Annotated in this window: 23 protein-coding genes and 1 tRNA gene; 8 read left to right on the top strand and 16 right to left on the bottom strand. The window is 69.6% G+C overall.

What is annotated here, in order from left to right:
• The first annotated feature begins 123 nt into the window (after positions 1–123).
• Complete coding sequence (locus tag MKL11_RS03100; protein WP_243940191.1) at positions 124–1812, top strand: B12-binding domain-containing radical SAM protein; 1689 nt, start codon at positions 124–126, stop codon at positions 1810–1812.
• A gap of 12 nt (positions 1813–1824) precedes the next feature.
• On the opposite strand, the gene MKL11_RS03095 is transcribed toward MKL11_RS03100, so the two are convergent.
• From MKL11_RS03095 to MKL11_RS03075, 5 genes are all read right to left on the bottom strand, one after another.
• The gene (locus MKL11_RS03095; RefSeq protein ID WP_243940189.1) at positions 1825–3510 is read right to left on the bottom strand and encodes a methyl-accepting chemotaxis protein; all 1686 of its coding nucleotides are present in this window, start codon (positions 3508–3510) and stop codon (positions 1825–1827) included.
• A 95-nt stretch (positions 3511–3605) separates the two neighbouring features.
• Positions 3606–4610 (bottom strand): magnesium transporter CorA family protein, encoded by a 1005-nt coding sequence (locus MKL11_RS03090; RefSeq protein WP_243940188.1) that lies wholly within the window; start codon positions 4608–4610, stop codon positions 3606–3608.
• A 164-nt stretch (positions 4611–4774) separates the two neighbouring features.
• Positions 4775–5047 (bottom strand): hypothetical protein, encoded by a 273-nt coding sequence (locus tag MKL11_RS03085; RefSeq protein ID WP_243940186.1) that lies wholly within the window; start codon positions 5045–5047, stop codon positions 4775–4777.
• A 66-nt stretch (positions 5048–5113) separates the two neighbouring features.
• Positions 5114–6352 carry a class I SAM-dependent RNA methyltransferase gene (locus MKL11_RS03080; RefSeq protein ID WP_243940183.1) on the bottom strand — a complete coding sequence of 413 codons (1239 nt, stop codon included), beginning with the start codon at positions 6350–6352 and terminating at the stop codon, positions 5114–5116.
• Positions 6349–7131, bottom strand: coding sequence for a TlyA family RNA methyltransferase (locus MKL11_RS03075; protein WP_243940181.1), 783 nt, complete (start codon positions 7129–7131; stop codon positions 6349–6351). The genes MKL11_RS03080 and MKL11_RS03075 overlap by 4 nt, the downstream gene beginning before the upstream one ends.
• A gap of 110 nt (positions 7132–7241) precedes the next feature.
• Here MKL11_RS03075 and MKL11_RS03070 point away from each other — a divergent pair, with 110 nt between their 5' ends.
• Positions 7242–7775, top strand: a complete 534-nt coding sequence (locus MKL11_RS03070) for a superoxide dismutase family protein (RefSeq protein ID WP_243940179.1) — start codon at positions 7242–7244, stop codon at positions 7773–7775.
• A 6-nt stretch (positions 7776–7781) separates the two neighbouring features.
• Here the strand turns inward: MKL11_RS03070 and MKL11_RS03065 are convergent, their stop codons facing one another.
• From MKL11_RS03065 to MKL11_RS03040, 7 genes are all read right to left on the bottom strand, one after another.
• Complete coding sequence (locus tag MKL11_RS03065) at positions 7782–8234, bottom strand: acyl-CoA thioesterase (RefSeq protein ID WP_409565801.1); 453 nt, start codon at positions 8232–8234, stop codon at positions 7782–7784.
• Between the two features lie 28 nt (positions 8235–8262).
• A complete protein-coding gene (locus MKL11_RS03060; RefSeq protein WP_243940177.1) occupies positions 8263–8400 on the bottom strand; it encodes a hypothetical protein in 138 nt (45 codons plus the stop codon).
• 149 nt (positions 8401–8549) lie between these two features.
• Positions 8550–8819 (bottom strand): hypothetical protein, encoded by a 270-nt coding sequence (locus MKL11_RS03055; protein WP_243940175.1) that lies wholly within the window; start codon positions 8817–8819, stop codon positions 8550–8552.
• A 241-nt stretch (positions 8820–9060) separates the two neighbouring features.
• Positions 9061–9246 carry a YegP family protein gene (locus MKL11_RS03050; protein WP_026605317.1) on the bottom strand — a complete coding sequence of 62 codons (186 nt, stop codon included), beginning with the start codon at positions 9244–9246 and terminating at the stop codon, positions 9061–9063.
• Positions 9247–9350: 104 nt separating this feature from the next.
• The gene (locus MKL11_RS03045; RefSeq protein WP_243940173.1) at positions 9351–10898 is read right to left on the bottom strand and encodes a DEAD/DEAH box helicase; all 1548 of its coding nucleotides are present in this window, start codon (positions 10896–10898) and stop codon (positions 9351–9353) included.
• Between the two features lie 372 nt (positions 10899–11270).
• Entirely contained in the window at positions 11271–11402 is a 132-nt protein-coding gene (locus MKL11_RS32995) for a hypothetical protein (protein ID WP_279600224.1), read from the bottom strand.
• Positions 11403–11429: 27 nt separating this feature from the next.
• Positions 11430–13217 (bottom strand): OPT family oligopeptide transporter, encoded by a 1788-nt coding sequence (locus tag MKL11_RS03040; protein WP_243940171.1) that lies wholly within the window; start codon positions 13215–13217, stop codon positions 11430–11432.
• A gap of 277 nt (positions 13218–13494) precedes the next feature.
• On the opposite strand from MKL11_RS03040, the gene MKL11_RS03035 reads away from it, so the two are divergent.
• Complete coding sequence (locus tag MKL11_RS03035; RefSeq protein ID WP_243940169.1) at positions 13495–13725, top strand: DUF6429 family protein; 231 nt, start codon at positions 13495–13497, stop codon at positions 13723–13725.
• Positions 13726–13868: 143 nt separating this feature from the next.
• Here MKL11_RS03035 and MKL11_RS03030 read toward each other — a convergent pair.
• Both MKL11_RS03030 and MKL11_RS03025 read right to left on the bottom strand, forming a co-directional pair.
• Positions 13869–13953, bottom strand: a tRNA-Leu gene (locus tag MKL11_RS03030).
• A 122-nt stretch (positions 13954–14075) separates the two neighbouring features.
• Entirely contained in the window at positions 14076–14381 is a 306-nt protein-coding gene (locus MKL11_RS03025) for a FliM/FliN family flagellar motor switch protein (RefSeq protein ID WP_243940167.1), read from the bottom strand.
• 103 nt (positions 14382–14484) lie between these two features.
• Between MKL11_RS03025 and lipB the strand changes: the two genes are divergently transcribed.
• Positions 14485–15216 (top strand): lipoyl(octanoyl) transferase LipB, encoded by a 732-nt coding sequence (gene lipB / locus MKL11_RS03020; RefSeq protein ID WP_243940165.1) that lies wholly within the window; start codon positions 14485–14487, stop codon positions 15214–15216.
• Between the two features lie 175 nt (positions 15217–15391).
• Here lipB and MKL11_RS03015 read toward each other — a convergent pair whose 3' ends face one another.
• A complete protein-coding gene (locus MKL11_RS03015; RefSeq protein ID WP_243940163.1) occupies positions 15392–17515 on the bottom strand; it encodes a carbohydrate porin in 2124 nt (707 codons plus the stop codon).
• A 350-nt stretch (positions 17516–17865) separates the two neighbouring features.
• Here MKL11_RS03015 and MKL11_RS03010 point away from each other — a divergent pair, with 350 nt between their 5' ends.
• The 4 genes from MKL11_RS03010 to MKL11_RS02995 are packed head-to-tail and all read left to right on the top strand — an operon-like array spanning position 17866 to position 21075.
• On the top strand, positions 17866–18429 hold the full coding sequence (locus tag MKL11_RS03010; protein WP_243940225.1) for an iron transporter: 564 nt from the start codon (positions 17866–17868) through the stop codon (positions 18427–18429).
• 15 nt (positions 18430–18444) lie between these two features.
• On the top strand, positions 18445–18792 hold the full coding sequence (locus MKL11_RS03005) for a cupredoxin domain-containing protein (protein WP_243940161.1): 348 nt from the start codon (positions 18445–18447) through the stop codon (positions 18790–18792).
• A 13-nt stretch (positions 18793–18805) separates the two neighbouring features.
• Complete coding sequence (locus tag MKL11_RS03000; protein ID WP_243940160.1) at positions 18806–20221, top strand: 4Fe-4S binding protein; 1416 nt, start codon at positions 18806–18808, stop codon at positions 20219–20221.
• 29 nt (positions 20222–20250) lie between these two features.
• The gene (locus tag MKL11_RS02995; RefSeq protein ID WP_243940158.1) at positions 20251–21075 is read left to right on the top strand and encodes an FTR1 family protein; all 825 of its coding nucleotides are present in this window, start codon (positions 20251–20253) and stop codon (positions 21073–21075) included.
• A 65-nt stretch (positions 21076–21140) separates the two neighbouring features.
• Here MKL11_RS02995 and sseA read toward each other — a convergent pair whose 3' ends face one another.
• Positions 21141–21986, bottom strand: a complete 846-nt coding sequence (gene sseA / locus MKL11_RS02990; RefSeq protein WP_243940156.1) for a 3-mercaptopyruvate sulfurtransferase — start codon at positions 21984–21986, stop codon at positions 21141–21143.
• Positions 21987–22100 lie beyond the last annotated feature (114 nt).

Raw genomic sequence — 22100 nt, 5'->3', positions numbered from 1 at the left:
ACCGATCCGCCGCCGCGCGGCGGCGAAAAACGGCCTTAATTCTCCCGCACGTTAGACCGTAATCATGGGCGTGGCTCTGCGGTGTTTGAGCTGGCTCACTTCGGTGCGACGAGGACAACAAGCATGTCGGATGCGAATAGGGCCCCGCGCGTGCTGATGGTATTTCCGAAGTTCTACGAAAACTCGATGTGGAACTTCAAGGAGGCCATGGAGCTGCAGGGCGCCCGCGCACCCGCGCCGCCGCTGGGCCTGATCACCCTGGCCGCGATGCTGCCGCCGGCCTGGCAGGTGACTCTGGTCAACCGCAACTGCGAAGACCTCAGCGACGCGCAGATCCTCGCGGCCGACCTGGTGATGACCGGCGGCATGTTGCCCCAGGAGCCGGACTGCCTCGTCGTCATCGACAAGTGTGCGGCGCTCGGTGTCCCGGTCTGCGTCGGCGGCCCGGCGCCGACCTCGACCCCGGAGATCTACACTAAGGCCGACTTTTTGGTGCTGGGCGAGGCCGAGGGTATCTTGGCCACCTTCGTGGAGGCCTGGGAATCCGGTGCGCGAAGCGGCCGGTTCACGGCGGAAAAATTCAAGGCGGACGTCACGACCAGCCCGATCCCGCGCTTCGACCTCCTGACCTTCAGCCACTACCTGTATATCGGCGTCCAGTTCTCGCGCGGGTGCCCGTTCACGTGCGAGTTCTGCGACATCATCGAGCTCTACGGTCGCTCGCCGCGCACCAAGACCACGCCGCAGATGCTGGCCGAGCTCGACCGGCTCTACAGCCTCGGCCATCGCGGCCATGTCGATTTCGTGGACGATAACCTGATCGGCAACAAGAAGGCGATCAAGCTGTTCCTGCCGCACCTGATCAAGTGGCAGGAGGCGCACGGATACCCGTTCAAGTTCTCGACCGAGGCATCGCTGAATCTCGCCGACGACGACGAGCTGCTCGGGATGATGCGGGACGCGAACTTCTTCGCGCTGTTTACCGGGATCGAGACGCCCGACGAGGCGACGCTGATCCAGACCCAGAAGAAGCAGAACACCAAGCGCTCGATCGCCGACAGCGTGCACAAGCTCTACGAGCACGGCATGTTCGTCACCGCCGGGTTCATCGTCGGCTTCGACACCGAGAAGGACAGCATAGCCAAGGCGATGTCCCTGTGCATCAGCCAGACCGGCATCCCGATCGCGATGGTCGGCCTGCTCTACGCGATGCCGAACACGCAGCTCTCGCGTCGCCTGCGCAAGGAAGGCCGCCTGTTCGAGAACTTCGCCTACACCACCGCCGAGCAGGGTGACCATTGCACGCAAGGGCTCAACTTCGTGACCCTGCGCCCGCAGCAGGACGTGCTGGCCGATTACCGGGACGTGCTGGCGGAGATCTACGACCCGCCGAACTTCTTCGAACGCGTCCGGGAGATCTCCCGCCGGGTGAAGCGGCCCAAATTCGCCGCCCACAAGCTCGATTGGCGCCACGTCGCCCGTGATCTGGGGTCGCTGCTCCGGATCTGCTGGCGGATGACCGTGCGGCGGCCGGAGCTGGCCAAGCATTTCTGGAGCGTGTTCCTGCAGACCGCCCGCCATAACCCGGCGGCCCTGGAGGCGGTTGTCACCAACATGGTGATCTACCTGCACGTCTACCCGTTCTCGCGCTACGTGATCCGCGAGATCAACGGCCGGATCGCCGAGCTCGAGGCCGGCCGCTGGGTGTCGCCCCCGATCCTGGCCCCTGAGAAAGACAACGGCGGCAAGGCCGCGCCGGTCGGCAAGGTGGTCGCCCGCGCCGAGGTCAAGCACCTCGCCGCGGTGGCCTGACCGGCCTCGGGGTCAGGCAGCGCGGACCGTCTGCAGGAAATCGCCGATCTGTCGGCGCAGGGCCTCGGACTGCGCCGAGAGGCTCTCCGCCGAGGCGAGCATCTGGGTGGCGGCGGTGCCGGTCTCGTCGGCGGCCCGGGCAACTGCGTCGATCGTGCCGGTGACAGAACCGGTCCCGGCGGCCGCATCGGCGACGTTGCGGGCGATCTCCTGGGTCGCCGCGCCCTGCTGCTCGACGGCGGCCGCGATGGTGGCCGCCACTCCGTCGATCTCGCGGATCCGGCCAGTGATGCCGTCGATGGCGCCCACCGTCTGACCGGTCGCGCCCTGGATGCGGCCGACTTGGCCGGTGATCTCGTCGGTGGCCTTGGCAGTCTGCGCGGCGAGCGCCTTGACCTCGGAGGCCACCACGGCGAAGCCGCGGCCGGCCTCGCCGGCGCGGGCGGCCTCGATGGTGGCGTTGAGCGCCAGCAGGTTGGTCTGGCCGGCGATGTCGGAGATCAGCCGCACCACGTCGCCGATCCGGCCCGCGGCCTCGCTCAGCTCCTGAACCAGCCCCGCGGTCTGCCCGGCCTGGGCGACCGCGCCCCGGGCGAGGTCGGCGGAGCCGTCGACCTGACGGCCGATCTCCTGGACCGAGGCGCCGAGTTCCTCGGCCGCCACCGCCACCGTGCCGACATGGGCGGCGGCCTCCTGCGCGGCGCTCGCCACCGCGGCCGAGCGCTCGGCCGTGCGCGTCGCCGTGTTGGTCATGGCCTCGGCATTGGCCCGGAGGTCGAGGGCCGCCTCCGTCACCGCCGCCAGCACGCCGCCGATCGCGGCCTCGAATCCATCCGCCATCTCTTGGACGGCGCGCCGCCTCTGCGCCTCTGCGCCGGCCCGGGCCAGCGCCGTCTCCTGCTCCAGCGCGCGGGTGCGGATGAGGTTGTCCTTGAACACCTGCACGGCCGCCGCCATCGCGCCGATCTCGTCGCGGCGGCCGGTCCCGGGGATTTCCACGGTCGCGTCGCCCTCGGCCAGGCGACCCATGGCGCCGGTCATCCGCTGGATCGGGCGGGCGATGCCGAACAGCGCGAACAGCATCGCCGCTGCGGCGACCAGCAGGCCGAAGGCGGTGGCGACCAGGGCGGTGCGCTTGGCTGAGTTCGCGTTGTCGGCGGTGGCCGCGACGTTGGCGTCGGTCTGCGACCGGGCCAGCGCGATCGCCTCGGTGAGGCTGCCGACCGCCGCCTCGCTCTGGGCGCCGGTCTCCGGATCGAGGACCAGCTTGAGGGCGCCGATCGTGTCGCCCGCGATCATCAGCTCGACCACTTGAAGCTGGATGTTCTGGTAGGCGTTCCAGGCGCCGGTGAAGCGCTCGTAGGTCTCGCGCTCCCGGGGCGTCGACAGGCGGTCCTGATAGGCTTGGCGCAACTCGGAGAGCGCGCTGAGGCCGTCGGTGAGCGCCGTCTGGTTCTTGTCGAGGGTGGCGAAGTCCGGCGATCCCACGACCAGCTTGTAGAGCTTCAGCCGCACGTCGCGCACCGCCATGCCGATGGCCTCGGCCTGGTTCTGGGCGGGCAGCGAGACCTGCGAGACTTCCTTGGCGTCCTGCTCGATCTCGGACAGCCGGACGACGCTGACGACACCCTGGCCGGCGGCAGCGAGGGCGAGCAGGCCGATGGCGCCGCACAGGACCATCTTCAGGGAGAATCGCATCGGAGCTTCCGTCGTCGCGGCCGGGCGGCGCTTCAACCTCGATGATCTCTATGATATTTCTTAACAGTCTGCTGCGCGTAGACAGCTATTCGTGACTAGAGCCACTTCTTCCAGCGGAAGAAAACGTAGGGCAGGACCGCGGCGACGACCATCATGACTACCGCCATCGGGTAGCCGAACGAGAGTTCTAGTTCCGGCATGGACTTAAAATTCATGCCGTAGATCGACGCAATCAGCGTCGGCGGCATGAAGACGACGGCCATGACCGAGAACAGCTTGATGATGTTGTTCTGTTCCAGGTTAACCAAGCCGAGTGTCGCGTCGAGCAGAAATTGAATTTTTGTGGAGAGGAAGGTCGCGTGCTCTTCCAGCGATTGAAGATCGCGCAGGGTCGAGCGGACATCCTCTCGCAGGTCGCGGGGCGCCTTGTTGGTCCGATAGGTCGCCGACAGCGACAACAGAATTCGCTCCATCGAGACCAGGCTCTCGCGCTGTTTCGAGATCAGGTCGCCGAGTCGTCCGAGCGCGCGCAACGTATCCTGGAGCGCTGTGTTACGCGCCGAGGGATCGGCCTGCACTTCGAAGATCTTGCCCGACAGGCGATCGATGCGCTCGCCCTGGAGCTGGAGCACGTCGGCAGCCCGATCGATCACCGCCTCGATCAGCCCCGCCAGGATGGTCTCGCCGGAGAGCGCGGAGGTGTTGCCGTTGCCCATCGTGCGGCCGGCGCGCTGGGTATACATCCGGAAGGCCTGCGGCTCCTCGTAGCGCACGGTGACGAGGCGGCTGCCGCGCAGGATGAAGGTGATGCCGGCAAGCCCCGGCTCCTCGGAATCGCTCACCTTCGAAAGCACGCGCCCGGTCATGTAGCGGGCGCCCTCCTCGACATAGAGAAGCTCGGACGGCTCGATGTCCTTCATCTCCTCGCGGGTCGGAACCTCGATGCCGGCGAAGGCCTCGACCTTGAGCTCCTCCTCGCGGCTCGGGCGGATCAGGTCGAGCCAGACGGTGTCCTCGGGGATCGTGTCCTGAAGGTCGACGATTCGGCGCTCGAGCAGCGAGGATCCGGCGCCGATTGCGGGCTGGTGGATGAAAATCACGAATGGGTCTCGGGTGCGAAACGGTCACAGGTCGGCGCTAGGTCCGGTCCGCATCCGGCACGGCGGCTCCAAGCGCAAGCTGTGCCGCGGGTGTGGCGTTGTTTTCTGACGCTTCCGTGACATCGCGGGCCGCCGCTGCGGTTCCGCCCGGCCGGCTTCGAGGGTCAGTTGCAGCCTTCGCAGACGCTGTTGTCGATCTTGTCGGTCAGCGCGCGTTCGCGCCGTTCCTCCTGGCGCGACGGCACTTCACCGGGGCCCATCGACGTGCCCGGCGGCTTGGTCACACCCAAACGATTGGTGTTCGGCGCGGTGATCGTCGAGGTCGGGCCGCCGCCGGTGCCGGTCTGATCGGGCGCGCGGGGCTGCGCTGCCAGTGTCGTGGGCAGGGCGACGCTCAGCACGGCGAGGGCGAGCAGGCGGATCGAGGCTGCAGTCATGACACCTCCAGTCATCTGAAGAAGGTCAGATTCCACAGAAAGTTGCAAGCGTCCGAGCTTTAAGCCTCAGCGCCGGCGTGGGACCTCGCGCCGGAACACACCGACCATTTCGACATGGTCCGAATGCCGGAACTGGTCGACCGGCGTTACCGATTCGAGCCGGAACCCGCCTTCCGTCAGCGTCGCCGCATCCCGGGCGAAGGTGCCGGTATCGCAGGCCACGCCGATCGCCAGGGGCACCCGCGAGGCGGCGATCTGCCGGGCCTGGGCTTCGGCGCCGGCCCGGGGCGGGTCGAACACCACCGCGTCGAGACCGTCGAGTTCCGTGGGCAGCAGCGGCCGGCGGAACAGGTCCCGGCGCTCGGTGGTGACCTGGCGCAGGCCCGTGGCGGACCGGGCCGACCGGTCGAGCCCGGCGAGCGCGGCCGCATCCGCCTCGACGGCATGGACCGCGGCATTCCGGGCCATCGCCAGGGCGAGGGGGCCGCAGCCCGAGAACAGGTCGGCGACGCGCCGTGCGCGGCTTCCCAGGGCTGCGACGGTGAGATCCGTGAGCGTTGCCTGCCCGGCCCCGGTCGCCTGCAGGAACCCCCCGGGGGCCGGGTAGAGCCGGCTCTCGCTGTCCGTGACCGAGACGGGCTCGGCCTCCATCAGGCGCTCGCCGTGGAGCGACAGCCGGGCGAGGCCGAGTTCGCCCGCGATCCGCACCAGAGCGGAGGCGACGCCGCCGCTCACCGGCCCGTGGCCGCGCAGGTCGATGTCGAGGCCCTGGTCGGTAGCTGTCACGGCAACGTCGAGGGGCTTGCGGCCGTGCCCCAGCGGCGCCGCGAGGCGGCGCGCCACCGCGGGGGCCGGGTGCAAAGCCGGCACGGTGATCGGGCAATGGTCGATCGGCACCAGCGCGTGGCTGCGCGCCGCCATCAGCCCGGCCTCGCCCTGTCCGTCGATCTCCCGGACATGCAGGGTGATGCGGCGGCGCCCGGCCCCGTGCGCGTCGATGGCGGCCTCCGGCTCGATATCGAGCCGGGCCTGCGACAGCGCCTGCGCGACGAGGCCGCGCTTCCAGGACAACTCTGCCGCCGGCGCGAGGTGCTGCGTCCGGCAGCCGCCGCAACGCATGTAGTAGGGGCAGAAGGGTTCGATCCGGTCGGGCGAGGGCTGCTCGATGCCGAGTAGTTCGGCCCGCTTTCCCTCCCGGCGGATCGTCACGCGCTCCCCGGGCAGCGTGTAGGGCACGAGGATGCCGTCCTCCGCGATGCCGTCGCCGCGGGCGCCGAGCTCCCGAATCGTGACCGTTTCGCTCATGGTAAGGTTGCGCCGATCAAGAATTCGGAATTGCCGTCGCCACCCGGCACGGGCGAATCGATCAGGCCCAGGATCGTCGCGCCGAGCCCCTCCAGCACGCCGCGGACGGCCGCGCAGACCTCGGCGTGGACGGCCGGATCGCGCACGAGGCCGCCGCGCCCGACGCGCGCGCGCCCGGCCTCGAATTGCGGCTTGATCAGCGCGACGATCGCGGCACCCGGCGCCAACAAGGCCGGCAGGGCCGGGAGCACCAGACGCAGGCCGATGAAGCTGACATCGACGCTGGCCAGTGCAGGCCGCGGCACGAGCTGCGCCGGGTCGAGATTGCGGATGTCCGTCCCCTCCAGGCTGGTGACGCGGGGATCCTGGGCCAGCCGCGGATGCAACTGCCCCCGGCCGACATCGACCGCGTGGACATGGGCCGCACCCCGGGCGAGCAGCACGTCCGTGAAGCCGCCGGTCGAGGCGCCGACATCGAGGCAGGGCAGGCCCGCTGGGTCCATCCGGAACGCGTCGAGCGCCGCCGCGAGCTTGAGGCCGCCCCGGGAGGCGTAAGGGTGCTCGGGCGCGGCCTCGATCCGCGCCCCCGGCGGGATCGGCTCCGAGGCCCGCGCCAGGGGTCGGCCGTCGACCCGCACCAGCCCGGCCCGGATCGCGGCCTGCGCCCGCGCCCGGCTCTCGAAATGGCCGTGCTCCACCAGGAACAGGTCGGCCCGTTTCGGCGACGGATCAGGGCGCGCGGGCGCCGTGCGATCCGGTATGGGCCGATCTCCGGTCATCAAGGCTTTATGGGCTGGCCGCAGGGATACGGCGAAGGTTTCGGGGGCCGGCCCTGTCGAACGGGCGGCGCGTATCCTAACTAGACCGGGCTTGAGAGGAGAGCCACCGTATGACACGCATCCTGCCGCTGCTCGCGTTGCTGGGTCCCTTCGCGGCGAGCGGCGCCCTCGCACAGGAGCCGGCCGCCGCCAAGCCCACCGAGACATTCCAGGCGCCCGTGAAGAACGCCAAGGGCGATGCCATCGGCACGATCGCGATCCGCGACGGCGCCAACAGCCTGGTGCTGCGCGTCGCGATTCAGCCCGGCGGCCTCCCGCCCGGCTGGCACGGCATGCACTTCCACGCGGTGGGCGACTGTTCGGATCCGAAATTCCTGAATTCCAAGGCTCACGTGAACCACGATCAGAGCAAGCACGGCCTGCTCAACCCGGACGGGCCCGACGAGGGCGACCTGCCGAACCTCTACGTGGTTCCGGACGGCTCGGCCAATGCCGAGGTGACCAGCGAGACGCCGCTGACCGGCGAGGGCGGCCTCAAGGACGGCGACGGCTCGGCGCTGATCATCCACGCCAACGAGGACGACCACACCACCCAGCCGATCGGCGGTGCGGGCGACCGGGTCGCCTGCGCAGTGATCAAGTAGGGCGCGTCAGACCGCGTTGGGCGAGGGCACCAGGGGCGGGATCGGGCGCGGGCGCCCGGCCTCGTCGATGGCCACGAAGGTGAGGGTGGCCTGCGTCACCCGCTCGCGGACCTGGGTGCAGAACCGGCGCGCCCAGGCCTCGACCTCGATCTTCATCGAGGTCCGGCCGACATGCGAGACCCGGGTGTAGACGCACAGCACGTCGCCGACCCGGACCGGGCGGATGAAGGTCATCGCGTCGAGGGCCACGGTAACGACGCGGCCCTGCGCCCGGTCGACCCCCGCGATGCCGCCGGCCTGGTCCATCTGCGTGAGCACCCAGCCGCCGAAGATGTCGCCGTTGGCGTTGGTATCGGCCGGCATCGCGATGGTCCGGACCGTCAGGTCGCCGCGCGGCAGGTCCGTTTCCGGGGCCGGCATTGCCGCGCTCTCGCTCGCCGCGCGTTCGACGTGCCGCATGCCGTCCATCCGCCTGTCCCGCGCGCCGTCAGAGAAGGATGCCGGCGAGCTTCAGCCCGGCCGCCAGCAGAATGGCGGCTGCACCCAGGATGCATTCGAGCGGGATCGATTGCCAGAGGTCCGGCGTCGCGGCCGCAGGCTCGGCGCGCTGTGCGATATCGTTCATCGGGTTTCCTCCAGGACGGCCCGATCTGTCGCCGGCACGTCCGTTTCCTGCACTATACGGCATGGGGCCGCGGTGCGCATCCCGAATCACGGCATGAAAAAGCCCGGCGGCTCGTGTGAGCCGCCGGGCCGGTCAGGTCGGCGATCCGCTTAGTAGTAGAACCGGCGACGGTAATACGGACGACGGTAGAACGGGCGCGGGCCGTAATAGAACCGGCGGCGGTAGTAGGGACGGCGGTAGAACGGCCGCGGGCCGTAGAACCGACGGCGGTAGTAGTACTGGGCCTTCTGGGCCATGGCCGGCGCGGCGTCGGCCGGCAGGGCGATGCCCGGGCCGACCGGCGCAGCCGACGCGCCCTGGGGCGCAGCAGCCGCGAAGCCCAGCACCAGCAGGGCCGCGAGCAGGAATTTCCTCAGCACGGTCTCGACTCCCTTCGCGTGATTGCGTCTTCGACGACGAACCGCGCGAGGCACGAGAACCCTCCCGACGGTCCGAAACGCTGCAACGCACGGGTGAGGAGAAGCGTTGCAGCGTAACCGCTACGGAGAGTCGGACAGGGTTTATTTTTGACCGCCGCCGCTCGGATCGGTGACGGCACGTGTCAAATGAGCCGGTCGCACCCACACGTTCGGGATCCGGTCGCGTGGGTGCGGCCCGTGCTCAAGCGATCTTGGTGGTCATATCCTCAATGCGGGCTTCGGCGCTTTGACGGACCAGGGCGATGCCGTGCTCGCAATCCTCGCGGCGGACATAGCCCTCGCCGGAATCGGCGATCACCTCACCGTTGCGCGCGCGCAGGCGCCAGCGCCACTCGCCCTTCGCATCCCGATACAGTTCGAACCGCATGGTGCAGGCCCCTGATTCAACCATCCGATGAGATGGGACGCACCGCGCATAAAAAAAGCCGCCCCGGGGGCTTCCCCGGGGCGGCTTCGTGCTTGGATCGACGATCAGGAGCGGGGCGACCGCTCCAGCCAGCCGATGGTGCGGCCCTCGCCGCCGCCACCGGCGCTGCGCGGCCGGGCATCGGCCCGCTGAGGCCGGCTGTCCCGCGCCGGGCGCGCCTGCTGCTGGTTCGGGCGCTCGCCCTGCGGACGGGCGGGACGGTCCGACCGGGCGTCGCGTCCCTGCGGCGCGGAGCCGCGACCTTCGCCCCGACCCTCCTGCGGACGGCCCTGGCGGGGCGCGCCCTGGCCCTGACCGCCGCCGAAGCCGCGGCCACCTTCCGGGCGTCCCTGCTGGGGACGGCCCTGCTGCGGCCGGGACCGCTGGCCCGGACGGCCACCGGCCGGACGCTGCTGCTGGCGCTCGGGACGGCGCTCCTCCTCGCGGGCGATGTCGGCCGCCTCCTGACGAGACGGGGGCGTAAAGCCCTCGGGGAAGCCCGCCACCGGCACGCTCTGGCGGGTCAGCCGCTCGATGTCGCGCAGGTAGGCCCGCTCCTCGTCGTTGCAGAACGAGATCGCCAGACCGGTCGCCCCGGCGCGCGCGGTGCGGCCGATGCGGTGGACGTAGCTCTCCGGGACGTTCGGCAGGTCGAAATTGATCACGTGGCTGACGCCGTCGACATCGATGCCGCGGGCGGCGATGTCGGTGGCCACCAGCACCCGGCAATCGCCGTCGCGGAAGGCCTGGAGCGCCCGCTCGCGCTGGGGCTGGCTCTTGTTGCCGTGGATCGCGGCGCCGGCGATGCCGGCCTTGTCGAGGCCGCGCACCACCCGGTCCGCGCCATGCTTGGTGCGGGTGAAGACCAGGACGCGGTCGATGGCTGGGTCGCGCAGGATATGGGCGAGCAGGGCCTGCTTGGCGCCGGTATGGGCGAAGATGACCGTCTGCTCGACGCGCTCGGCCGTGGTCGCCACCGGGGTCACGGCGACCTGCACGGGATCCTTCAGGTACTGGCTGGCGAGGCCGGCGATGTTCTTCGGCATGGTCGCCGAGAAGAACAGGCTCTGGCGCTGGGCCGGCAGCATCTTCACGATGCGCTTGAGGGCGTGGATGAAGCCGAGGTCGAGCATCTGGTCGGCCTCGTCGAGGACCAGAATCTCGACGCCTTCGAGGGTCAGCGAGCGGCGCTCGATCAGGTCGATCAGCCGGCCCGGGGTGGCGACCAGGACGTCGACGCCGGGCGCCAGCGCCCGCTCTTGGCGGCTGATGGTGACGCCGCCGAACACCACCGTGGTGGTGTAGGACAAGTGGCGGCCGTAATCCGCGAAGGATTCGGCGATCTGGTTGGCGAGCTCGCGGGTTGGCGAGAGCACCAGCACCCGGCAGCCGCGGCGCGGGGCCCGGCGATCCGAAAGCGAGAGGCGATGCAGGATCGGCAGCGCGAAGGCCGCGGTCTTGCCGGTGCCGGTCTGGGCGATGCCGCAGAGGTCGCGGCCCTCCATGGCCGGCGGGATCGCCTGGGCCTGGATCGGGGTCGGCGTGACGTAGCCAGCCTCGCCGAGCGCCCGCAGAACGGGCTGGGCAAGGCCGAAATCGGTGAATTGGGTCAAAGAGATATCCGATGCAGCAGGGCCGGCCGGGCGCTTCGCGTCATAGGCGAGCAGCGCAGAATTCAGGTCGGTCCGTTGGCAGGGGGCAGCCCGCGTGATGGGGCGGCCCGGGTGCATGCACGTTATGAAGAGGGGGGCCGGATCACGCCGGGAGGCGCCCGATCCGTCACGCAGCCCCCTCAAGCGGACCATGACGGCCGCTGACGCTGCACCGCCGATATGCGGGTGTGCGGCTGCGAAGTCAATGCAAAGCTGTGCGCCGCACGACATGGCACCGATCGCGTGGGTGCACATCTCGGCACGGTATCGCGTACCGATACGGGCGCGATCGACCACCCAACTGCTCGTCCCGTCGGCTCGGATCGGCCCACGTCAGACTGCGGCCCGCCGCGTCTGGCGATAGAGGCCCGCCGCCAAGCCCACGAACAGCACCAGTCCGCCGATCAGCGCCGGGCCGCCGAAGCCGTCGCCCACCAGCGCCAGAGCGGCGTCGTTGCCGGACACGTAGACGATCAGCGCGAAGGCGACGCCTCAGAGGCTCTCGCCGACGATCAGGCCCGTCGCCGTCAGCGTGCCCAGCCGGACCGCCCGCTCCGGATCGGCCTGGCGGCGCGCCCACCGTTCGTACACCGCGCCGATCACCGCGCCGGCCACCAGGACCACGATCAGCTTCATGGGCAGGTAGATCCCGAGCGCGGTCGCCAGCGGCGGGAGGCGCAGGCGCTGCAGCCGGCCGAGAATCTCGTCCAGCACGATCAGCCCCATGCCGGTGGCCGCGCCCCAGCCCAGCATGCGCCAGTTGCCCGCGCCCGACAGCACGCCCTTGGCCAGGGTCGCGATCAGGCCGGCCTGGGGCGCGGCCAGCGCGTTCGGCCCGGCCCCGGGTGTTCCCACGAAACCGAAGCTCGTCGCCAGCACGTTGAGCACCGGCGGGATGATCACCGACCCGAACACCACGCCGACCACGAGGGCCGCTTGCTGCTTCCACGGCGTCGCGCCGACGAGCTGGCCGGTCTTGAGGTCCTGCAGGTTGTCGTTCGCGATCGTGCAGATGCTGAACACGATGCCGGTGGCGGTCAGCACGTAGGCGACGAGCGCCCCGCCACTCTCCGCGTCCGCATCGCGGCCGAGCAGGCCCAGCAGCATCGCCGCGCTGGCCAGCGCCGCCAGGATGCCGATCCCCGAAACCGGCGAGTTGGAGGCGCCGATCAGCCCGGCCATGTAGCCGGTCACGGCGGCGACCACGAGGCCGATCACCAGTACGAACAGCAGGCCGCCCGCAACCAGCAGCAGGCCGTGGCGTTCCAGGCTTGTGCCGGCGAGGACGTCCCACAGCAGCCAGCCGATCGGCAGGAGCAGGCTCAGCGAGACCAGGAGGACGACCGCGATCGGCAGGTCGCGCTCCTCGATCGCCAGCGCCGCGCCGGCCTGACGCGCCCGGCCGGCCGCGAAGGCCGAGCGGATGCCGCCCAGCACCGGGCGGGCGATGCGGATCAGGGTCCAGACCGCCGCGACGCCCATCACGCCGGCGCCGAAGAACCGCACCTCCTGCCGGAACAATGCGCCGACCCAAGCCTCGACGCTCGCGTCCGGCATTGGCTGCTGCGCGGTCAGGAGCGGGAGCAGCCCGGCCCAGGCGATCACCAGGCCGAGGGCCATCGCGGCCCCCACCGACAGGCCGACGAGATGGCCGACGCCGAGCAGCGCGAAGGACAGGTTAGCGGCGATTCCGCTCGCGCCGGCGCCGACGCGGAACCAGAGCCCGGCGTTGTCGAGTACCAGCCGGGTCTGCGCCAGGGCCGCGAACCCGGCCGAGGCCAGGCTGTTCCAGACGAGGATGCGCAGGCCCTGCGCGCTGTCGGCTGCCCCGGCGGCGCCCTGGGTGCCGAGCGCCAGCACCTCTGCGGCGGCGCGCCCCTCCGGGTAGGGCAGGTCCGAATCGACCACGAGGGCGCGGCGCAGGGGCACCGAGAACATCACGCCCAGGATCCCGCCGGTCGCGGTGATCCCCGCGGTGGTGAGCCAGGGGAAGCCGTGCCACCAGCCGATCATGACCAGGCCCGGCAGCACGAAGATGATCGCCGAGAGGGTGCCCGCCGCCGAGGCGACGGTCTGGACGATGTTGTTCTCCAGCACCGTGGCGCCGGGCAGCTGGCGCAGCACGGCCATGGAGATCACCGCGGCCGGGATCGATGTCGCGAAGGTGAGCCCGACCTTGAGGCCGAGATAGACGTTGGCCGCGGTGAACAGCAGCGTCAGCACGCCGCCGAGCAGGATGCCGCGCCAAGTCAGTTCGGCTGGATTGGCGCCACTGGGCATGCGAATCGGGCTCCGAGACCTAAGACCTCGAGTTTATCTTTAGGCGGCTGCAGAAGACAACAGGCTCGAACGCCACGTTTATCCTGCTGATAAAGCCTCTAGTCGATGTAAGTGTTCATATATTTGTCGATCTCGTGCTGTAAATATGAGCCTATATATTATATCAGAAATAGTATCGCTAAAAATTGTGGATCTCCCAGGTCGCCAGACCTGCATGCGTCTCCGTTCCCAGACGTGGCCGATGGGCTGCACGGGGTCGGTGTGCTAATCTCGGGGCATGCAGATCGACGAAGAGCGCATTGACGAGGCGGTGCTCGCCCTTCTGTGGCTGACGCTCCACAATGAATGTCGGGCCTGGAAAGGGTTCGACTGGGCGAGCCTCGGCCGCCTGCACGCGAAGGGGCTGATCGACGATCCGGTCGGGCGGGCCAAGTCCGTGGTGTTGACCGAGGAGGGCTTGCGCCAATCCGAGGCGCTGTTCGAAGCCCTGTTCACCCGCAAGGATTGAGCGTCCCAGCCATGCGACTGCGCAGAGGCATTCGCCGCCCTGGTCGCGCCCTTGCGAGCAACGGAAGATCGGGGACCGATGCGGCGGACCCGGCCTCTCGCCGAACGATCCGCCTTCGAAAGAAAAGCACCACATCAAACGTGTGGTGCGGCCAAGAGGACTCGAACCTCCACCCCTCGCGGGACTAGCACCTCAAGCTAGCGCGTCTACCAATTCCGCCATGGCCGCATCGGACGCGAAGATCCGCCCGTTCGCCCGAACGCTGCGACCTCCGGGAAACCCCTCGGGTCGCCGTCATCTCGGGCGGCGCAGCGGATAACAGATCGATCCGCCGCCGACAAGCGCCACGCTCAACCGGGCGCGTAGCTATCGTCCAGGAACGGCGTCGCGCTGTCGCCGATGGTGGTGCCGGGCTCGACGATCGCCGCCGCCTTGCGGATCAGTTCCGTGACCTCGACGGAGATGCGGTCGCCGGTCACCACGATCTGGCCGCGGGCGATCGGGTGGTCGTTGGCCAGGATCTCGACCATGTCGCTGTCACTGGCTTCCAGCTCGATCACGGCGCCGCGGCCCATGCGCAGCAGCATGTGCAGCGGCATCCGGGCCCGGCCCAGCACCACCGTCAGATCGACCTTCAGGGTCTCGAAGACCGCCACCGCCTGCCCATCCCGTCTCGCCGCCGACCCGGAGCATCAAAACCTTGCCACCGCCGGCCGCGGATGTTGAAGGCTTCGACCATCGACGCAGGATGGTGAACCCTTGGTAAACGCGCCCCGCCTCACGGTCTCGCCCCACGCCTTCCCGAAGCGGCCCGGCTCGGATCCGGTCGCCGGTCCGGTGTCCTGGCGCGTGAGCGACGCGCCGGTGGACTACGCGGAGGCGATCGCCTGGATGGAGGCGCGGGTCGAGGGGATCGCGCGCGGTGCGGCGCCGGAATGCGTCTGGCTGCTCGAGCACCCGCCGCTCTACACGGCCGGCACCTCGGCGCGGCCCGAGGACCTCGTGGTGCCCGATCGCTTCCCGGTCCACGCCACGGGGCGGGGCGGCCAGTACACCTATCACGGCCCGGGCCAGCGGGTCGCCTACGTGATGCTCGACCTCGACCGGCGCAGCCGCGACCTGCGCGCCTACGTGGCGAGCCTGGAGGGCTGGCTGATCGAGACGCTCGCGGCCTTCAACGTCCGGGCCGAGCGCCGGGAGGACCGAGTCGGCGTCTGGGTGCGCCGCCCGGAGAAGGGGCCCGGGGTGGAGGACAAGATCGCGGCCATCGGCATCCGGGTGCGCCGCTGGGTCAGCTTCCACGGGATCAGCCTGAACGTCGAGCCGGACCTGTCGCACTTTACCGGAATCGTGCCCTGCGGCGTGCGCGAGCACGGGGTGACGAGCCTGGTCGATCTCGGCCTGCCGGTGAGCTTGGCCGAAGTCGACATGCAGCTGCGGGCCGCCTTCGAGGATATTTTCGGCGCGACGGCGATCGAGGGGATGGACTGATACAGCGGCCGATTGCGGCATTCGGTTCAGGCGGGCCATCCGTCGTCACGCGCGTAGGAAGTGACCCAGGGCCGCATGACGCCGGCGATCGTGGCGCCGCCTGGATCGCTTCGCTCCGCTCGCGAGGACGGTTGGGCCACCGGTCCTTCCGCCGAAGACCGTATCACCGGCCCGCTCAGAAATCCGCGTGCAACCGCGAGGCGAAGAAGTGGGCCGGCCCGCGGTCGCGGTTGTAGCCGGGGTTGTCCACAAACTGGTAGTCGAAGGTCAGGGTCACGAACTTCGTGAGGTTCAGGGCGTAGTAGGTCTCCAGCGCCCGCTCGCTGCCGTAGTTGAGCCGCCCGTCACCGATCAGCAGCCCGTAGAAGCCGGCCGCGAAGGCGGCGCGGTGCGACGGCGAGAGCCGGTTCATCGCGGTGCCGATGCCGATCGTGTCGTCGGGCCGGTCCCAGGCCTTGCCCTTCAGCGACAGGCCGCCGGAGAAGCTCTGGTCGATATCGGTGAAGGAGATGTTCTCCGTGCGCCCGTCGTTCAGGCTGGCCCGGGCGAACAGCCCGAGTTCGGGGGTCAGCGCCTGCTCGAGGTTGACGTAGCCGCCGGTCTTGCGGCGGGGGCGCCGGGTCGCCGCCACGGCGTCGTTGATATCGTCGAACTGGCCGAGCTGCGTGAGGGTGACGACCTCGCGGTTGTTGGCCGAGACGCCGACATTCGAGAACAGCCCGATGCGGACCTTGCCGGGCTGCTCCAGCCACGGGAGCACGTGGCGCTCCTCAAACTCGGCGTTCAGCCCCGCGCGCCGGAACACCCGCGGGTCGAGCACGTCGCTCGACGGCTCCTTGGGCACCTGCGTGTAGGCGGCGCGGATCGCGAATTCCGGCCGGTTGTATTCGGCGTAGAGCCCTTGCGTGAAGCCCGGCAGGTTGGCCGGGAAGTCCCAGGCCGAGGCGCCCCAGAGCGACCAGTTGAAGAAGTCGACCCGCGGGTCGTGCGCGTAGACGTTGCCGTCGAAGAAGTCGCCCAGCGCGAACTTGCCGGCGATCAGGGTGATCCGCTCCGCGTCGTACCGGGTGGCGACCTGGTTCGGCCCGTCCGGCACCTCCACGGTCTCGCCGCCGAGCCCGATCGTCTGCTTCACGTAGTAGCGGTTCGAGCGCAGCTTCGGGAACGGGGCGCCGGCCTTCTGCGCCTCGCCGTTGACGAAGCCGGCGACGCCGAGCGTCCGCGAGAGGCCGAAGCCCTGGCTGAATTCGGGGTTGTAGTACAGCTCGGTGCTGTCGGTGACCTTGAACCCGAGGAAGATCGTGGCCGTGGTGGTCTGGCGCGCCTGGTGCGGGATCAGGCTCTGCGCGCCCTCGTAGGGCGAGCGGAAGCCCGGCACGCCCTGGGCGATCAGCGTCGTCTGCCCGTGCAGCGAGAAGCGCCCGGTATCACCGTTGTCGGGATCGTGCGGGGCGGTCTCGTCCGGATCGGCCGGGACTTTCAGTCCGCCCGGAAACCACATCAGCCGCGCGAACAGCTGGTTCGAGGTGAAGCTCGCCCGCGACGTGACCGGGCCGCCGTCGTCACCCGGGACGCTGCCCAGGGAGAAGCGCCGGCTGCCGCCGAGATCGACGTAGCGGTAGTCGATCCCGAGCGCGAGATTGTCGGTGATGGCGTACTGGACGCCCGCGCCGAGGGTGAAGCCGAGATAGCCGAGCTCGCGCCGCGCCGTGGTCTGGCCGCCCGCGTCGAGATCCGGATAGTTTGCCAGGAAGCGCGCATCGGCGCCGGCGAGCCCGAAGGTCCCGTAGACCAGGTAGCGGTCGAAGCTGTACCCGAGCCGGGCCCGGAGGGTGCCGTACAGGTCGGTCTTGGCGCGCACGATATTGAAGGTCGGGTCGGCATCCGCGTAGCCGAAGCCCGCGATGGTCGATGGCACCGGCCGCTTCAGGTTCGCCGCGTCGAGGGAGGCCTCGATCCCGTAGACCCAGGGACCCGCCTGCCAGTTCCAGCCGCCGAACACGCCCCCGACCGCCGTGGTGGCGTCGCGGCCCTGGTCGCTGCGGCCGGTGGAATCGCCGCTCTTGAACGCCGGAACCGCCCGGCCGCCGATCGTCGTCGGCCCGAAATTATACGCGCCGTAGGATCCGCCCGCGCTGCCCTGGAGGCCGACATAGCCGCCCGACCAATCCGTGTAGACCGGGAGGTCGGCCGCGGGGGCGCGCGCGGCCGGGTCGGCCGCGACCGCCGGGACCGATACGATCAGGGGCGCTGCCAGCACGAGAGCGGCATGGAAGAGGGGTGCGGAGCGGGACGGCATCGGACTCACGGAAAAATATAGCACTTGCTATAATGCGGTTTGCGGTGGCGCAAGCCGCTTCGGATCGTCTCGAACACAGGTCACACCGTTTTCTCGTCCCGCGTCGCATTGTCGAGGCCGCGGATGGCAACGGCATGACGATCCCCACATCTCTCCGCCGGTCAAGATACCCGCGGCCACAGCGGGCGGAATAACTTTGACGCTTACGCCATGACTCGCCACTTCTCCAGGTAAAGGCCAAGAACTGTCATTCCCGGGCCCTGTAATGGCATCAGATTAGAATTATTATGATTTGATTTGCGTCGGTTTGCCTCTTTGAAACTTTTGCCGAGAGCGTTATGTCCCAGGGCATGCGCGCATCAACTCCTCTCCCGATTCTCCGCGGCCTGGCTGCTTGTGCCCTCGTCGCGACCGCCGGAGCCGCTTTGGCCAAGGAGGTGCCGATCGGTCCGCACGTGACGCAGAACGGCCTCGAGGTCGCCGCCGTGTACCTGCAGCCGATCGAGATGGACCCGCCCGGCATGATGCGCGCCGCCGCGCAGTCGGACCTGCATCTCGAGACGGATATCCGCGCTGCCAAGGACAACCGGAACGGCTTCGCGGAAGGCGATTGGGTGCCCGCCCTGGACGTCCGGTTCGAGGCGGTGAAGCTCGACGGCGACAAGCCCACGGACCAGAAGGTCTCTGGCGCCCTCATGCCGATGGTCGCCAATGACGGTCCGCATTACGGCGATAACGTCAAGCTGTTCGGCCCCGGCCGCTACCGCCTGAAGGTCACGGTCGCGCCGCCCGGCAAGGACAGTCATTTCGGCCGCCACGTCGACAAGGAGACCGGGGTCGGCCCGTGGTTCGAGCCCTTCGACGTGACCCAGGACTTCACCTTCGCCGGAATCGGCAAGAAGGGCGCCTACTGAACCGCAGGGATTTTCGTGCCACGCTCGTCGCGTTCCATCCATCTCACCGCCGCCGTGCTCCTCGCCGCTTCCTGTGCGGCGGTGTCCGCGCGCGCGGACGATATGCCGGTGATCAAGGTCGAGATGCGGGACGGCGTGATCCTGCCGGCGACCATCGAGGTGCCGGCCAACATGCGGTTCAAGCTGGAAATCTCGAATACCGGCCAGTCGCCGGTGGAGTTCGAGAGCACGGAACTCAAGCGCGAGAAGGCGCTGGCCGCTGGCTCCACCTCGGCGATCGTGTTCCGGACCCTCGATCCCGGCACCTATCAGGTGTTCGACGATTTCCATCCCGAGGCGAAGGCCACCCTGGTGGCCAAATGAGCGCGTCCTGACGGTGGCGGCCCGAGCCTTCCTCGCCGACGCACCCGCGCGTCGGGACAGGATCGACGAGCGGCTCGCCCGCTTCGGCGACTGGCTGCGGCTGCACGCCTGGATGATCCGGTCCGTGCAGTGGGTGATCGTCGCGGTCTACGGCGTGCTGGTGATCGTGCCGGCGCTGCTGCCGCTGCCCGACAACACCGCGCATATCTGGACCAATCTGACCCTGGCCGCGCAATTCGCGTTCTGGGGCATCTGGTGGCCGTTCGTGCTCCTGAGCATGGTGCTGGTCGGACGGGCCTGGTGCGGCGTGCTCTGCCCCGAGGGGGCGCTGAGCGAGTTCGCCAGCCGCTGGAGCCGCGGCTACGCCGTGCCGCGCTGGATCACCTGGCAGGGCTGGCCGTTCCTGGCGTTTGCCGGCACCACCGTCTACGGGCAGATGACCAGCGTCTACGGCTATCCGAAGCCGGTGCTCGCCGTGCTCGGCGGCTCGACCGTCGCGGCGATCGTCGTCGGCCTGCTCTACGGGCGCAACAAGCGGGTCTGGTGCCGCTATCTCTGCCCGGTCAACGGCGTGTTCGCGGTGCTGTCGAAGCTCGCCCCGCTAAGTTTTCAGGTCGACCGTGCCGCCTGGGCCGCCTCGCCCAAGCCCGTGCGGGGCACGGAAAGCTTCAATTGCGCGCCCCTGGTGCCGGTCAAGGCGATGCGCGGCTCGGGAAGCTGCCACATGTGCGGGCGCTGCAGCGGCCATCGCGGTGCGGTGCGCCTGGCCCTGCGCTCGCCCAACCACGAGATCGTCCACGTCGCCGGGAACGAGCCGAGCCTCGAGCAGACCGTGCTGATCCTGTTCGGCATGCTGGCCCTGGCGGTCGGCGCGTTCCAGTGGTCGGCGAGCCCCTGGTTCGTGGAGGCCAAGCAGGGGGCGGCCACCTGGCTGATCGAGCACGGGACGACATGGCCGCTGGAGATGTCCGCGCCCTGGTTCATCCTCACGAATTATCCCGACCACAGCGACGTGATGACCCTGCTCGACGGCGGGTTGCTGCTGGCCTACATCGGCGCCGCGACCCTCGTTCTCGGGCTGGCCCTGTCGGGAATCGTGGCGCTCGCGACCCTGGCGCTCGGCGGCTGGTCGCGCGAGCGCTTCCACCACCTGACGCAGACGCTGATCCCGGTGGCGGGCTGCGGCGTCTTCCTGGGCCTCTCGGCGCTGACCGTCACGTTCCTGCGCGGCGACGGCATCGTCATCCCGTACGTGTCGGAAATCCGCGCCGCCATGCTGGCCGGCTCCGGCCTGTGGAGCGTGTGGCTCGCCTGGCGGGTCGCCGGCCTCGGGATGGGTGGTCTCCGGCGGGCCGGGGCCACTGCCTGCATCGCCTCCGCGGTGACCCTCTCGGTCGCCAACTGGGTACTCCTGTTCTGGATCTGGTAGCGCGATCCGCGTTCAACCGAGGAAACGCCATGATCGGCGCCTTCATCATCGCCTTCCGCGAAGTCATCGAGGCGGGCTTGATCATCTCGATCGTGCTCGCGGCCACCCGGGGCATCCCGGGCCGGATGCGCTGGGTGCTGCTCGGCGTGGCCGGGGGGCTCGCCGGGGCCGGCCTCGTGGCGCTGTTCGCCGAAAAAATCTCCGATGCGTTCGAGGGCAGCGGGCAGGACATCCTGAACGCTGCGGTGCTGATCGTCGCGGTGCTGCTGCTGATCTGGCACAACACCTGGATGAGCAAGCACGGCAAGGAACTCGCGGGCGAGTTGCGGGCGGCCGGCGCGGCGGTGCGCTCGGGCGAACGCGAGGCCGCCGCGCTCTCGATCGTGGTCGGCGCCGCGATCCTGCGCGAGGGGGCCGAGCTGGTGCTGTTCCTCTACGGTCTCGTCGCCTCCGGCACCTCGGGCGCGGACATCCAGTTCGGCGCCTTCGCGGGCATCGGCGCCGGCATGCTGCTCTCCGCGGTGACCTATCTCGGCCTGGCCGCGATCCCGAGCCGCTACGTGTTCTCGATCACCAGCGTGCTGATCATCTTCCTCGCCGCGGGACTCGCCTCGCAGGCGGCCCAGTTCCTGGCCAATGCAGGCGTCGTCGATGCCCTCGGCCAGACCCTGTGGAACAGCTCCGGAGTGATCGCGGAGAACTCCTGGCCGGGCCGGGTGCTGCACGCGCTCGTCGGCTACACCGACCGGCCGACCGCTCTGCAAGGCCTGGTCTATGTCGGCACCATCGCCGTGATGGTCGGGCTGATGCAGTGGAGTGCCGCCGACAAGCGCCGGTCGGTGCGCACCGCCTGAGTCAGGGGGTTCCAAAGGGCTGCGCCCTTTGGCGGGTCGTCAGGGCAGAGCCCTGACATTCGCGCTCAAGCGCCCGTCGCGACCGGGCGCGCCGTATCCGCGCCCCATTCGGACCAAGACCCGTCGTAGAGGCCGCGGGCCGGCCGGCCCATGGTCTCCAGCGCCAGGGCGATGATTGCCGCGGTCACGCCGGAGCCGCAGGTGGTCACGATCGGGCGGTCGGGATCGATGCCGGTCTCCGCGAACAGGCTCTCCAATTCCTCCGGGCTCTTCAGCCGGCCGTCGCGCTGAAGCGACGCGTAGTGCAGGTTGTGCGCTCCGGGCATGTGGCCCGGCCGCACGCCCGGCCGCGGCTCCGGCTCCTCGCCGCGGAAGCGGGTGGCGGAGCGGGCGTCGACCACCTGGGCCGAGCCGGTCTCCAGGGCCCGGGCGACGTCGTTGGAATCCGCCACGGCGCCGTGGTCGAGCCGGGCGGTGAAGTGGCGCCGCTCGCGAGGGGCCGGGTCGCCGTCCTCGGTGGCGTAGCCCGCCGCGATCCAGGCGGGCAGGCCGCCGTCGAGCACCAGCGCGTCGCGCACCCCGAAGGTCTTGAGCATCCACCAGACCCGCGGGGCCGCGAACAGGCCCTGGCCGTCATAGACGACGATCTGCATGCCGTCGCCGATGCCCAGCGCCCGCATCCGGGAGGCGAAGACGTCGGAGCGCGGCAGCATGTGCGGCAGGCTCGACTCGGTGTCGCTCATGGCGTCGAGGTCGAAGCGCAGCGCCCCGGGGATATGCGCCGCCTGGAACTCGGCCGCGGCGTCGCGGCCGGCGGCCGGCAGGTACCACGAGGCGTCGAGCACCACGATGTCGGGGGCATCGAGGCGGTCGTGCAGCCATTCGGGGGTCACGAGGGGCGGGTGGGCCATAATCCGCAATCCGGCTCTGTTCGCGAGAACGCCCACCAAATCACAGCCCGCGGCCGGTTGCACGCCCGGTCCCGGCCTCAAGGCTTCGCGGTCGGGCGGTTTCGTCAGGAGCCG

It is taken from the genome of Methylobacterium sp. J-077, from assembly GCF_022829365.1.
Lineage (GTDB): Bacteria > Pseudomonadota > Alphaproteobacteria > Rhizobiales > Beijerinckiaceae > Methylobacterium.
Note: the sequence above shows the minus strand (reverse complement) of the source record. Positions and strands in the feature narration are given on the sequence as shown.